The organism is Streptomyces sp. NRRL F-5135 (assembly GCF_000719775.1).
GTDB lineage: Bacteria > Actinomycetota > Actinomycetes > Streptomycetales > Streptomycetaceae > Streptomyces > Streptomyces hebeiensis.
The window spans coordinates 182,759-195,660 of record NZ_JOHR01000005.1 but is presented as its reverse complement, the minus strand read 5'-3'; the positions used below and the strand labels follow the sequence as shown (position 1 = coordinate 195,660).

The 12,902-nt window shown below is 73.5% G+C and carries 10 protein-coding genes; 8 read left to right on the top strand and 2 right to left on the bottom strand.

Annotation, left to right across the window (positions count from 1 at the left end):
* Positions 1-53 precede the first annotated feature (53 nt).
* Complete coding sequence (gene paaN, locus IG02_RS0109610) at positions 54-1,775, bottom strand: phenylacetic acid degradation protein PaaN (RefSeq protein ID WP_030744227.1); 1,722 nt, start codon at positions 1,773-1,775, stop codon at positions 54-56.
* A 229-nt stretch (positions 1,776-2,004) separates the two neighbouring features.
* On the opposite strand from paaN, the gene IG02_RS0109605 reads away from it, so the two are divergent.
* Both IG02_RS0109605 and IG02_RS0109600 read left to right on the top strand, forming a co-directional pair.
* The gene (locus tag IG02_RS0109605; protein ID WP_030744224.1) at positions 2,005-3,600 is read left to right on the top strand and encodes a 3-hydroxyacyl-CoA dehydrogenase; all 1,596 of its coding nucleotides are present in this window, start codon (positions 2,005-2,007) and stop codon (positions 3,598-3,600) included.
* Positions 3,597-4,196, top strand: a complete 600-nt coding sequence (locus IG02_RS0109600) for a TetR/AcrR family transcriptional regulator (RefSeq protein WP_030744221.1) — start codon at positions 3,597-3,599, stop codon at positions 4,194-4,196. Before IG02_RS0109605 ends, IG02_RS0109600 begins: the two co-directional genes overlap by 4 nt.
* Positions 4,197-4,215: 19 nt before the next feature.
* Here the strand turns inward: IG02_RS0109600 and IG02_RS0109595 are convergent, their stop codons facing one another.
* Positions 4,216-4,779 (bottom strand): Lrp/AsnC family transcriptional regulator, encoded by a 564-nt coding sequence (locus tag IG02_RS0109595; RefSeq protein ID WP_234314678.1) that lies wholly within the window; start codon positions 4,777-4,779, stop codon positions 4,216-4,218.
* Between the two features lie 188 nt (positions 4,780-4,967).
* Here IG02_RS0109595 and pdhA point away from each other — a divergent pair, with 188 nt between their 5' ends.
* The 6 genes from pdhA to IG02_RS0109565 all read left to right on the top strand — a co-directional run bounded on the left by pdhA (position 4,968) and on the right by IG02_RS0109565 (position 12,848).
* Positions 4,968-6,236: a pyruvate dehydrogenase (acetyl-transferring) E1 component subunit alpha gene (gene pdhA, locus IG02_RS0109590; protein WP_051764740.1), complete on the top strand. Its 1,269-nt coding sequence runs from the start codon at positions 4,968-4,970 to the stop codon at positions 6,234-6,236.
* Complete coding sequence (locus tag IG02_RS0109585) at positions 6,233-7,237, top strand: alpha-ketoacid dehydrogenase subunit beta (RefSeq protein WP_030744213.1); 1,005 nt, start codon at positions 6,233-6,235, stop codon at positions 7,235-7,237. Before pdhA ends, IG02_RS0109585 begins: the two co-directional genes overlap by 4 nt.
* Positions 7,237-8,826, top strand: coding sequence for a dihydrolipoamide acetyltransferase family protein (locus IG02_RS0109580; RefSeq protein ID WP_030744211.1), 1,590 nt, complete (start codon positions 7,237-7,239; stop codon positions 8,824-8,826). Before IG02_RS0109585 ends, IG02_RS0109580 begins: the two co-directional genes overlap by 1 nt.
* Before the next feature lie 361 nt (positions 8,827-9,187).
* Positions 9,188-10,093, top strand: coding sequence for an NTP transferase domain-containing protein (locus tag IG02_RS0109575; RefSeq protein ID WP_030744209.1), 906 nt, complete (start codon positions 9,188-9,190; stop codon positions 10,091-10,093).
* Positions 10,090-11,772 carry a molybdopterin molybdotransferase MoeA gene (locus IG02_RS0109570; protein WP_078854332.1) on the top strand — a complete coding sequence of 561 codons (1,683 nt, stop codon included), beginning with the start codon at positions 10,090-10,092 and terminating at the stop codon, positions 11,770-11,772. Before IG02_RS0109575 ends, IG02_RS0109570 begins: the two co-directional genes overlap by 4 nt.
* The gene (locus tag IG02_RS0109565) at positions 11,736-12,848 is read left to right on the top strand and encodes a potassium channel family protein (protein WP_030744203.1); all 1,113 of its coding nucleotides are present in this window, start codon (positions 11,736-11,738) and stop codon (positions 12,846-12,848) included. The genes IG02_RS0109570 and IG02_RS0109565 overlap by 37 nt, the downstream gene beginning before the upstream one ends.
* Positions 12,849-12,902: the final 54 nt, after the last annotated feature.

Sequence of the window (12,902 nt, the reverse complement as noted above, 5' to 3'; positions counted from 1 at the left end):
GGGCACCGGAACGGGGCGTGCTCCCGTCCCGGTGCCCTCCGTTCGCGGTGGCCTCATTCCGGGCGGCGGACTTCCACCATCCGGAAGCGGTTCGCCACGAAAGCCGCGTCGCACAGGGTCGCGTTCGCCGCCGGGTTGCCGCCGGTGCCGTGGAAGTCGGAGAACGCCGCCGTCTGGTTCACATACACCCCGCCCGTCAGATTCAGCGAGAGCTGCGCGGACTCTTCCAGACAGACCTCCTCGAGCGCGCGCTCCGTCTCCGGCGAGGTCGTGTACGCGCCGACGGTCATCGCCCCTTTCTCCCGGATCGTCCGCCGCAGCAGGTCGAGCGCGTCCCGTGTCGAGTCCACCGCGACCGCGAAGGACACCGGACCGAAGCACTCGGAGAGATAGGGCACCTCCGCGCCGCCTCCGGCCCCCTCGCTCTCCCCGGACTTCTCCCAGACCTTGCGGGCACCGTCCGCCTTCACCAGCGCGGGCGTGCGGACCACGGCCTCGGGGAAATCCGGGTGGGTGATCTCACGGGAGGTGAGAGCCACGTCCCCGAAGTCGGCCGCGCCCTCCAGCCGGGCCTTCACGTCCGGATTGACCAGCGCCCCCAGCAGCCCGTTCGCCCGGGCGTCGTCCCCCAGCAGTCCGTCCACCGCGGCCGCGAGATCGGCCACGACCTCGTCGTACGACTTCTCCCCGGCGTCCGTCGTGATGCCGTCCCGGGGGATCAGCAGGTTCTGCGGGGTCGTACACATCTGGCCGCTGTAGAGGGACAGTGAGAAGGCGAGATTGGCGAGCATCCCCTTGTAGTCGTCGGTGGAGTCGACGACCACCGTGTTGACGCCGGCCTTCTCCGTGTGGACCACGGCCTGGCGGGCGTGCGTCTCCAGCCAGTCGCCGAAGGCGGTGGACCCGGTGTAGTCGACGATCCTGACCTCCGGCCGCAGCGCCAGCGAGGCGGCGATCCCCTCGCCCGGCCGCTCCACGGCCAGCGCGACCAGGTTGGCGTCGAATCCGGCCTCCGCCAGCGCCTCACGGGCCGCCCGGACCGTCATGGCCAGCGGCAGCACGGCCCGCGGGTGCGGCTTGACCAGCACCGCGTTGCCCGTGGCCAGCGAGGCGAACAGGCCCGGGTATCCGTTCCAGGTCGGGAACGTGTTGCAGCCGATCAGCAGGGAGACACCGCGCGGCGCGGCGATGAAGGATTTCCGCAGCCGCAGCGGATCGCGCTTGCCCTGCGGCTTGGACCAGTCGGCGGCGCCGGGCGTACGGGTCTGCTCCGCGTACGCGTAGGCCACCGCCTCCAGGCCGCGGTCCTGGGCGTGCGGGCCGCCCGCCTGGAACGCCATCATGAACGCCTGCCCGCTCGTGTGCATCACCGCGTGCGCGAACTCGTGCGTGCGGGCGCTGATCCGGGCCAGGATCTCCAGGCAGACCAGCGCCCGGGTCTCGGGTCCCGCGTCACGCCAGGCGGCCATGCCCGCCCGCATCGCGGGGAGCAGGACGTCCGGGTCCGCGTGGGGATACTCGATCTCCAGCGCCGGGCCGTACGGCGAGACCTCGCCGCCCGTCCAGCCGTCCGTACCCGGCTGGTCCAGCTCGAAGCGGGTCCCGCGCAGGGCCTGGAAGGCGGCGAGCCCGTCCGCCGGCGCGCTCTCCCCGTACGCCTTCGGGTGTTCGGGGTGCGGTGACCAGTAGGCGCGGGTGCGGATCGTCTCCAGCGCGCGGTCGAGCGTGGGCCGGTGCTTCTCGGAGAGCTGCTGGGGGCTGAGCCGGGCGGTCATGAGGGACCAACTCCTCGTCGAGCTGGGGCTGGGACAGGGACGAAGACATCTACGGGCCGACAGAGTTAGAGTAACCGAACGATCGGTCGGGACAAGAGGGCCCGGTCAACCTGTGGACAACCGGCTCGGGGACGCCCAGGCCCTGCGGGAGGGCAGGGACGACGGGGCCCGGACCGTCTCCGTCCGGGCACTCACACGCGTGGTTCACTCATACGGGAGGATGGCGGCCATGACAGCAAGGGCCGGCACAGCCATCGAGTCCGACCGTGTCGTCGCGGTTGTCGGCACCGGGACGATGGGACAGGGGATAGCCCAGGTGGCGCTGGCCGCCGGCCATCCCGTGCGGCTTCACGACGCCGTGCCCGGTCGCGCGGAACAGGCCGCCACGGCCATCGCCGGCCGCCTCGGCCGTCTGGTCGAGAAGGGCCGGCTCGACGCGGCCGGGCGTGACGCCGCCCTGGCCCGGCTCCACCCGGTCGCCGGCCTCACCGAGCTGGCCGATGCCGCGCTCGTCGTCGAGGCCGTGCTGGAGCGGCTGTCGGTCAAACAGGAACTGTTCGCCGCCCTGGAGGACATCGTCGCGGACGACTGCCTGCTCGCGACCAACACCTCCTCGCTCTCCGTCACCGCCGTGGCCGGACCGCTGCGCCGACCGGGCCGTTGCGTCGGGCTGCACTTCTTCAACCCGGCGCCGCTGATGCCGCTCGTGGAGGTCGTCAGCGGGTTCGCGACCGACGAGGCGGCCGCCGCCCGCGCTTACGGAACGGCCAGGGCCTGGGGCAAGACGCCCGTGCGCTGCGCGGACACCCCCGGCTTCGTCGTCAACCGCGTCGCCCGCCCCTTCTACGCCGAGGCGCTGCGCCTGTACGAGGAACGGGCCGCGGACCCGGCCACGATCGACGCCGTCCTGCGGGAGAGCGGCGGCTTCCGGATGGGCCCCTTCGAGCTCACCGATCTGATCGGTCAGGACGTCAACGAGGCCGTCACCCGGTCCGTATGGGAATCCTTCTTCCAGGACGTCAGGTTCACGCCGTCGCTCGCCCAGCGCAGGCTGGTCGAGTCGGGACGCCTCGGCCGCAAGACGGGCCGGGGCTGGTACGCGTACGGCGACGGCGGCCCTGCCGTGCACGGAAGCGGAAGCGGAAACGCGGGCGACGGCGGGGCCGGGCGCGGGAACGCGGACGGGCGACCGCACACGGCGGAGCCCTGTCCCGCGCCCGCGTCCGTCGGCATCCACGGCGAACTCTTCGCGGCGGACGCCCTGCCGCGCCTGATCGAGGAGGCGGGCGTCGAGGTCGTACGGGGGGACGGTGCCGTGCCGGGGCATCCCGGCTGGATCGAACTCCCCAGCGGGACGCGGCTGTTCCTGGCGGACGGTACGGCAGCCGACGAGGCCGACATGCCCGTCGTCCACTTCGACCTGGCACTGGACTACCGCACCGCCGGCCGGATCGCGCTCGCCCCCGCCGCCTCCGTCGACGACAAGGGCAGGGCGGAGGCCGTGGGCCTCTTCCAGGCGCTGGGCAAGGACGTGAGCGTGATCGCCGACGTGCCCGGCATGATCGTCGCCCGTACGGTCGCGATGCTGGCCGACTTCGCGCTCGACGCGGCAGCGCGCGGGGTCGCGACGGCCGAGGACATCGACACGGCGATGCGGCTCGGAGTCAACTACCCGCGGGGCCCGCTGGAGTGGGCCGCGGAACTCGGCCACCGGTGGGTGCGGGACACGCTGTACCGCCTGCACGACGAGTACCCGACGGGCCGTTACGCCCCTTCCCAGGCGCTGTGCCGTCTGGCCGCCGCCCAGGAGGACGACGCGACATGACCACCGCCAAACGCGACACCTATACGCCCGAGACGCTGCTGGCCGTCGCGGTCCAGGTCTTCAACGAGCGGGGCTACGACGGCACGTCCATGGAGCACCTGTCCAAGGCGGCGGGCATCTCCAAGTCCTCGATATACCACCATGTCGTGGGCAAGGAGGAGCTGCTGCGGCGGGCCGTCAGCCGTGCCCTGGACGGCCTCTTCGGGATCCTCGAGGAGGAAGGGGCGACGCGCGGCCGGGCCGTCGCGCGGGTCGAGTACGTGACCCGGCGTACGGTCGAGGTGCTGATGGCCGAGCTGCCCTATGTGACGCTGCTGCTGCGGGTCAGGGGCAATACGCGGACCGAGCGCTGGGCCCTGGAGCGGCGCCGGGAGTTCGACCACCGGGTCGCCGAGCTGATCAGGGCGGCGGCGGCAGACGGCGACCTGCGGGCCGACCTGGACACCAGACTGGCGACCAGGCTGCTCTTCGGGATGGTCAACTCCCTGGTGGAGTGGTACCGGCCGCAGGCGGCCGGCGGCCACGACCGGGCGCAGGTGGCGGACACGGTCGTACGAATGGCCTTCGACGGCCTGCGCGCGGGACCGGGCCGGTAGGCCGGGGGCCGGAAGGCCGTCACAGAGCGGGGCCGGCGTCCGCTCCCGGGTCGAGGTCGGTCTCCTCGAACACCAGGAGCGTCCGCGTCGACAGCACTTCGGGGATGGCCTGGATCCTGGTCAGGACCAGTTCCCGAAGGGTGCGGTTGTCGGGGGTGTGGACCAGGAGCAGCACGTCGAAGTCCCCGCTGACGAGTGCGATGTGGGCGGCGCCCGGCAGCTCCTGGAGCTGTTCGCGCACCGTGCGCCAGGAGTTCTGCACGATCTTGAGGGTGATGTAGGCGGAGGCGCCCTGCCCCGCGCGTTCGTGGTCGATCCTGGCGCCGAAGCCCCGGATCACGCCGTCGTCGATGAGCCGGTTGATCCGGGCGTAGGCGTTGGCCCGGGAGACGTGGACGCGTTCGGCCACGGACCGTATCGAGGCCCGGCCGTCCGTCCGGAGGATACGGAGGATGTCACGGTCGATGGCGTCCAGCTGACGCGGTGGCGGGACGGGCTCGGCGCCGCCGCCGGGCCCGTCCGGCTCGCCGCCGCCGTGACCACCACCACCGCCCGTCCGGGCGTCGACACGGTCCGTGGCCATTTGTTCAGCGCTCCTGTCCCCCCGCCTCACCGGCATGGACGGGCTGAGTCCATACCAGGCTGTGGAGAACCGTTTGTCCACAGGCTGAGGCCGCCTGTAGCCAAAATGCGTCGCCGACCGAACAATCGTTAGGGAAGGCGTGCCGTGTCCGGCACCCCGCTCGCCCGCTCCCACGAGGAGGTGCACGCGTGAAGAAGAGCAGTACGCCGGTCCAGGAACCGCCCGGCACCGATGCCCACCGGCCCACCCCGCCACCGGCCTGGCGTCCGCGTACCGACCCCGCGCCGCTGCTGCCCGATGCCGAGCCCTTCCGTGTCCTGGGCACGGACGCGGCGGCCGGGGCGGACCCCGCGCTGCTGCTGCGGCTGTACGGGGAGCTGGTCCGCGGCCGGCGCTACAACACGCAGGCGACGGCCCTCACCCGGCAGGGCAGGCTCGCGGTCTATCCGTCCAGCACCGGCCAGGAAGCGTGTCAGATCGCCGCGGCGCTGGCCCTGAGCGAGCGGGACTGGCTCTTTCCCAGCTACCGGGACACGCTCGCGCTCGTGGCCCGCGGGCTCGATCCCGTACGGGCGCTGACGCTGCTGCGCGGCGACTGGCACTCCGGCTACGACCCGTACGAGTACCGGGTGGCCCCGCTGTCCACGCCGCTCGCCACTCAGCTGCCGCATGCCGTCGGCCTGGCACACGCCGCGCGCCTGAAGGGGGACGACGTCGTCGCGCTCGCCCTGGTGGGCGACGGGGGCACGAGCGAGGGGGACTTCCACGAGGCCCTGAACTTCGCCGCCGTCTGGCGGGCCCCGGTCGTCTTCCTGGTGCAGAACAACGGTTTCGCGATCTCCGTGCCGCTCGCCAAGCAGACCGCCGCGCCCTCCCTGGCCCACAAGGCCGTCGGGTACGGCATGCCGGGCCGGCTGGTGGACGGGAACGACGCGCTCGCCGTGCACACGGTGCTCGGCGAGGCCCTGGCCCGTGCCCGGCGCGGTGCGGGGCCGACGCTGGTGGAGGCCGTCACCTACCGGATCGACGCGCATACGAACGCCGACGACGCCTCGCGCTACCGGAGTGAGGCGGAGGTCGAGATGTGGCGGGCGCACGACCCCGTTCTGCTCCTCGAGCGCGAGCTGACCGGCCGGGGGCTGCTCGACCGGAGGGGCGTCGAGCGGGCCGCCGAGGCAGCGGAGGAGATGGCGGCGCGGCTGCGGGACCGGATGAACGCGGAGCCCGCGCTCGACCCCGCGGACCTCTTCGGTTACGTCTACGCCACACCGACCAGCCAGTTGTGCGAGCAGGCGGACCAACTCCGTGCCGAGCTGGCGGCGGAGATGGAGGCGGAGGCCGAGGCCGGGCTCCCGGACGCCGCACAGCCGCCGGAAGCACCGGGGCGGACGGGCCCGTCGGGCGGGCCGGGTGTGCCGGGCGGGACCGGCGGCGCGGGGGCGGGGGAGCGGCCATGACCACGGTCGCGGCGAAGCCCGCCACCATGGCGGAGGCCCTCCGGCGCGCCCTGCGCGACGCCCTGCGCGAGGACCCGTCCGTGCACGTTCTCGGCGAGGACATCGGCACGCTGGGCGGGGTCTTCCGGATCACCGACGGCCTGGCCGCCGAGTTCGGTGACGACCGCTGCACGGACACGCCGCTCGCCGAGGCCGGCATCCTGGGGGCGGCGGTCGGCATGGCGATGTACGGTCTGCGGCCGGTCGTGGAGATGCAGTTCGACGCCTTCGCCTACCCGTCGTTCGAGCAGCTGATCAGCCATGTGGCCCGGATGCGCAACCGCACGCGCGGCGCGATGCCGCTGCCGGTCACCGTCCGGGTGCCCTACGGCGGCGGTATCGGCGGGGTCGAGCACCACAGCGACTCCTCCGAGGCCTACTACATGGCGACGCCCGGCCTCCATGTCGTCACCCCGGGCACGGTCGGTGACGCGTACGGACTGTTGAGGGCCGCGATCGCCTCCGACGACCCGGTGGTCTTCCTGGAGCCGAAGCGGCTCTACTGGTCGAAGGCCACGTGGTCGCCGGAGGCGCCGGAGCCCGTGGAGCCGATCGGCCGGGCTGTCGTCCGCCGCCCGGGCACGAGCGCCACGCTGATCACGTACGGTCCTTCCGTGCCGGTCTGCCTGGAGGCGGCGGACGCGGCCCGTGCCGAGGGCTGGGATCTGGAGGTGGTCGACCTGCGCTCGCTGGTGCCGTTCGACGACGAGACGGTCACGGCGTCCGTGCGGCGCACGGGACGGGCGGTGGTCGTCCATGAGTCCACCGGCTTCGGCGGACCCGGCGGGGAGATCGCCGCCCGGGTCACCGAGCGGTGCTTCCACCACCTGGAAGCGCCGGTCCTGCGCGTGGCCGGATTCGACATTCCCTATCCGCCGCCCATGCTGGAGAGGCACCATCTTCCGGGAGTGGACCGGGTGCTGGACGCGGTAGCGCGGCTCCAGTGGGAGACGGAGAGCTGATGGCCCAGGTGCTGGAATTCAAACTGCCGGACCTCGGGGAGGGCCTGACCGAGGCGGAGATCGTCCGCTGGCTGGTGGCGGTGGGGGACGTCGTCGCCGTGGACCAGCCGGTGGTCGAGGTCGAGACGGCCAAGGCCATGGTGGAGGTCCCCTGCCCCTACGGGGGTGTCGTGACGGCCCGCTTCGGCGAGGAGGGCTCGGACCTGCCGGTCGGCGCGCCGCTGCTGACGGTGGCCGTCGGGGCATCGGATCCGGCCGAGGTCCCCTTGTCGGCCGTGGGGCCGCCGGGCGGGTCGGGCCCGTCGGAGCAGTCCCCGCCAGGTGCGTCGGGCCCGTCAGGTTCGTCAAGGAGCGGACCCGGAGCGGGGGACCTCGGCCGGACGGCCGGCCCTGGGCCGGATCCGGCGGGGAGCGGCCCGTCGGCGGCGGCGCGGACTTCCCCGCCCACCGGTCCCGGGGCGGCCGGCAGGGGACCGGCCGGGGGCGGAAGGTCGGGAAACGTGCTCGTCGGCTACGGCACGGGCGCGCCCACCGGACGCAGGCGCCGGGTCCGCAGGCCTGCGCCCGCCGCTTCCGGGGCGCGCGTCGAGCAGCCGGACGGGGCCGCTCAGGGGCCGGTCCCGGTCGTCTCGCCGCTGGTCCGCCGGCTGGCCCGGGAGCGCGGGGTCGATCTGCGAGCACTCACCGGCACGGGCCGGGACGGCCTGATCATGCGCTCCGACGTCGAGCGGGCCGCCCTGCGGACCGAAGTGGCGGAGGCGCCGACGGCCGGATCCGTGTCTGCCGGGCCTGTGTCCGCACCGTCCGTGTCCGCCGGTCCCGCACCTGCCGAGTCCGTGTCGGTGGAGGCCGCCCGGGCCGAGTCCTTCCGTCCCGTCGCGGGTGCCGCCCCGCGCGCGGGCGTCGTACGGGTGCCGCTGCGCGGCGTGGCGGGGGCGGCCGCCGAGAAGTTCGCGCGCAGTCGCCGCGAGATCCCGGACGCGACCTGCTGGGTCGACGCGGACGCCACTGAGCTGATGGCGGTTCGCTCGGCGATGAACGCGGCCGGGGGGCCAAAGATCTCGATCCTCGCGCTGCTGGCCCGGATCTGCACGGCGGCGCTGGCGCGTCACCCGGAGCTGAACGCCACGGTGGACCAGGCCGCGCGGGAGATCGTGCGGCTGCCCGAGGTGCACCTGGGCTTCGCCGCACAGACCGACCGGGGGCTCGTCGTGCCCGTCGTACGGGACGCGCATGCCCGTTCCGTGGAGTCCCTGAGCGCCGAGATCGCACGACTGACGGAGGCCGCGCGGGTCGGCAGGATGGCGCCGGGCGATCTGGTGGGCGGTACGTTCACGCTCAACAACTACGGGGTGTTCGGCGTCGACGGCTCCACGCCGATCATCAACCACCCCGAGGCGGCGATGCTCGGGGTCGGCCGGATCGTGCCGAAGCCATGGGTCCATGACGGTGAGCTGGCCGTGCGTCAGGTCGTGCAGCTGTCGCTGACGTTCGACCACCGCGTCTGCGACGGCGGTACGGCGGGCGGTTTCCTGCGTCATGTGGCCGACTGCGTGGAACAGCCGGCGGTGCTGCTGCGGTCGCTGTGACGCGCTCGCTTCGAGCCGCGGCCGCATGGGGCGCGCTCGCTTCCAGCCACGGTCGCGTGGGGGCGCGCTCGCTTCCAGCCACGGTCGCGTGGGGGTGCGCTCGCTGTGGCCCGCGAAGGGCGTGGCAACCGAACGGGGCCCTGACGCGCGGGTGGGCAATGGACCGGGCTCGGCCGATCTGCGGGCGCGTCATCCTCGTCGTCGTGCGGTGCGTGCCCCGGTGACCCTGTCGCCGCGGTCGGTCCTCTCCCGGACCGGCCGCTGACGCACGACCGTGTCCCGGCCGGGGGCTCCCACGCTCCCGACTGTCACGGGCCGGCCTCGTGTGCTTCGCAGGGCCCCGCGCGGCGATACTTCTGGCATGACCGCGTATGACGCCATCGTGCTCGCCGGAGGGGCCGCGAAACGGCTCGGCGGGGTCGACAAGCCCGGAGTCCGGGTAGGGGGCCGGGCGTTGCTCGACCGAGTGCTCGCCGCCTGCGCCGGTGCTTCCCGTACGGTCGTCGTGGGCGGTCGGCGACCCACGGCGCGGCCGGTTCGCTGGGCCCGCGAGCAGCCGCCCGGCGGCGGACCGCTGGCGGCGCTCGACGCGGGGGTGCGGTGCGTGGACGCCCCGGTCGTGCTCGTGCTCTCGGCCGACCTGCCCTTCCTGGCGACGCCGACCGTGGAACGGCTGGTCGCGGCGATCGGCTCGTCGGGCCGGGAAGGCGCGCTGCTGACCGACCCCGACGGCCGCGACCAGCCGCTCGTCGCCGCGTACCGCACCGAGCCGCTCCGGCGTGAACTCGCCCTTCTGGCCACGGAGTACGGCAGACTGGGCGGGCTTCCGCTGCGCCTGCTGCCCGCCGGACTGGACCTGGTCAGGATCGACGCGGATCCGCTCGCGTCCTTCGACTGCGACACCTGGCTGGACATCTCCGCAGCCCGCACACGCATCAGGGAGCATGGGATCGTGCTGGACGAATGGATCACCGCAGTCAAGGACGAACTCGGCATCGAGCTGGATGTCGACACCCGTGTCCTCCTCGATCTCGCCCGCGATGCCGCGCACGGTGTCGCCCGGCCCGCCGCACCGCTCACGACCTTCCTGGTCGGTTACGCGGCGGCCAAGGCCGGCGGCGACGGGCCCACGGCGGTCGCCGAGGCGGCGCGCAAGGCGGCCGAACTCGCCGTGCGCTGGGCCGAGGAGGCAGAGGGCACCGACGGGCCAGGGACCGGTTCCGATCCCGGGGCCGGTGCCGCGGCCAAGGAGGACGGCCGAGGATGACCGGCCAGGACGGTGAGGTCGACGGGGTCGAGGACGTACTGGCCCTGGTCGGCCGACGTCCGGCCGCGACGTACGGCCCGGGACGAGGCACCGGGCCGGACGACGGCACGGGCTCGGGGGCGAGCCGGCGGTACGGCGCGGACTCCGGCTCTCTCCCCGACACCGGGACCAGCACCGGAGCCGGCCTCGGCTCCCGCCATGAGGCGGGCACCGCCCCGGAGAGCGGGCCCGGTGCGGAGGCGGCCCACGGCGCGGGGAACACCGGAGCCTCCGGCACCGGCCGAGCGACGGCGGCGCGGCAGGGCGCTCCCGGGGCCGGACCCGCCGGGGCGGGAGCCCCCGGGGCCGGAACCGCCGGGAGTGGAGCCGTCGGGACCGGAGGCGGCCGTTCGCGCCGCTCGTGGGACGCGGCCCGGACGCTCGCCGCCCGTGCCGTACGGTCCGACCCGGTTGCCCGAGCCCGCCGGGTGCCGCTCGACCAGGCGCTGGGTCACGCCCTCGCGGAGCCCCTGACGGCGCTCACCGATCTGCCGCCCTTCGACACCTCCGCCATGGACGGCTGGGCCGTCTCGGGCCCAGGCCCCTGGACGGTACAGCCCGTCCAGCCCGTACAGCCCGCCGCACCGGTGGCGGAGGCGGACGAGCCGCGGGCTCGGCCGGGCTCGGCCGGGGCCGCGGTCCCCGCCGACCGGGGCATTCTCGCCGGGCACGCGAGGAGCGACCCGCTGCCCGACGGCGCCGCGGTACGTATCGCCACCGGCGCGCGTCTCCCGCCCGAGGCCACCGCCGTGATCCGCACCGAGCACGCGCGTACGGACCGGACCGGTCATCTCCACGCCGAGCGCGAGGTGACCCATGGTCAGGACATCAGGCCGCGCGGTCAGGAGTGCCGGTCGGGAGATCCGCTGCTGCCCGCCGGCTCCTTGGTGACCCCCGCGGTCCTGGGCCTCGCGGCGGCGGCCGGGTACGACGAACTGCCGACCGTTCCGCGACCACGCGTCGAGGTGCTGGTCCTCGGCGATGAACTGCTCTCGCGGGGGCTGCCCCATGACGGGCTGATCCGGGACGCGCTGGGGCCGATGCTCGCGCCCTGGCTGCGTTCGCTGGGTGCCGAGGTCATCGCCACCCGCCGGATCGGCGACACGGCGGACGACCTGCGGCGCGCGGTCGCCCGCTCGGCGGCGGAGCTGGTGATCACCACGGGGGGTACGGCCGCTGGGCCCGTGGACCACGTCCACCCGGTGCTGTCCCAGCTGCGGGCGGAGCTGCTGGTGGACGGCGTCGCCGTACGGCCCGGTCACCCCATGCTGCTGGCCCGGCTGGACCGAGGGCGCCACTTTGTCGGGTTGCCCGGCAATCCCCTTGCGGCGGTCTCCGGACTGCTGACGCTCGCCGAGCCCCTTCTGCGGACGCTGTCGGGGCGGCCGGCCCGGGAGCCGTACCGCGCACAGCTGCGGGACGCGGTCAACGGCCATCCGCATGACACGCGCCTGGTGCCCGTCGTGCATCGCGACGAGGGGCTCGTGCCCCTGCGTTTCAGCGGCCCTGCCATGCTGCGGGGTATCGCGGTCGCCGATGGACTGGCGGTCGTGCGGCCCGGTGGGGCCCGGCGTGGTGAGGAGCTGGACGTGTTGGATCTGCCATGGATGGCTTCGGCCGAGGGCGGGTGTTTCACGTGAAACTGCCCGGACATGACGCGATGGCCCGGCAGGCTGAGGAACACCTGGTCGCGGCCCGGGTGAAACTGCCGCGTCGTAAGGTCCAGCGGCCGTTGCTCCAGGTCAGCAGGCGGCTGCTGATGGCGTTGTTCGTGCTCGCCCTGACGGTGTTCATCGTCTATGTCGACCGGGCGGGCTACCACGACAACGCGGACGAGTCGGTCGACTTCCTCGATGCCGTCTACTACGCCACCGTCACGCTCTCCACGACGGGCTACGGCGATGTCGTCCCGTACAGCGACAGCGCCCGTCTGGTGAATGTGCTGCTCGTGACACCGCTGCGGGTCTGCTTTCTGATCATCCTGGTCGGCACGACTCTGGAGGTGCTCGCCGAGCGCACCCGGGAGGAGTGGCGACAGAATCGCTGGAGGTCCAACTTGCGTGACCACACCGTCATCGTCGGCTTTGGCACCAAGGGGCGTTCCGCGCTGCAGACGCTCCGGGCCACGGGGCTCAAGAAGGACAAGATCGTCATTGTCGACCCCTCCGGCAAGGTGATCGACTCGGCCAACGCGGAGGGGTACGTGGGGGTGGTCGGCGATGCGACGCGCAGTGACGTGCTGTTGCGCGCGGAGCTTCAGCGCGCCCGCCAGATAGTCATCGCGACCCAGCGCGATGACACGGCGGTGCTGGTCGCGCTGACCGCGCGCCAGCTCAACCGCACCGCGAAGATCGTTGCCGCGGTGCGCGAGGAGGAGAACGCGCCCCTGTTGCGGCAGTCCGGCGCCGACGCCGTCATCACCAGCGCGAGCGCGGCCGGTCGGCTGCTCGGCCTCTCGGTCCTCAGCCCCAGTGCCGGGACGGTGATGGAGGACCTGATCCAGCAGGGCAGCGGTCTCGATCTGGTCGAGCGTCCGGTCATAAAGTCCGAGGTGGGCCGGAGCGTCCGGGAGACGGATGACCTGGTGGTGAGCGTGCTGCGGGGGCACCGGCTGCTCGGGTACGACGACCCCGCGGCGAGCCCGCTGCAGCTGACCGACCGCCTGATCACCATTGTCCGGGCCCAGAGCCCGGGGGTCCCGGAGCAGCAGGACTGAGACGGCACGTGCCATCCTTGGCGCCGTTGAGCCGTCTGTGAGCTCCCCATGGAA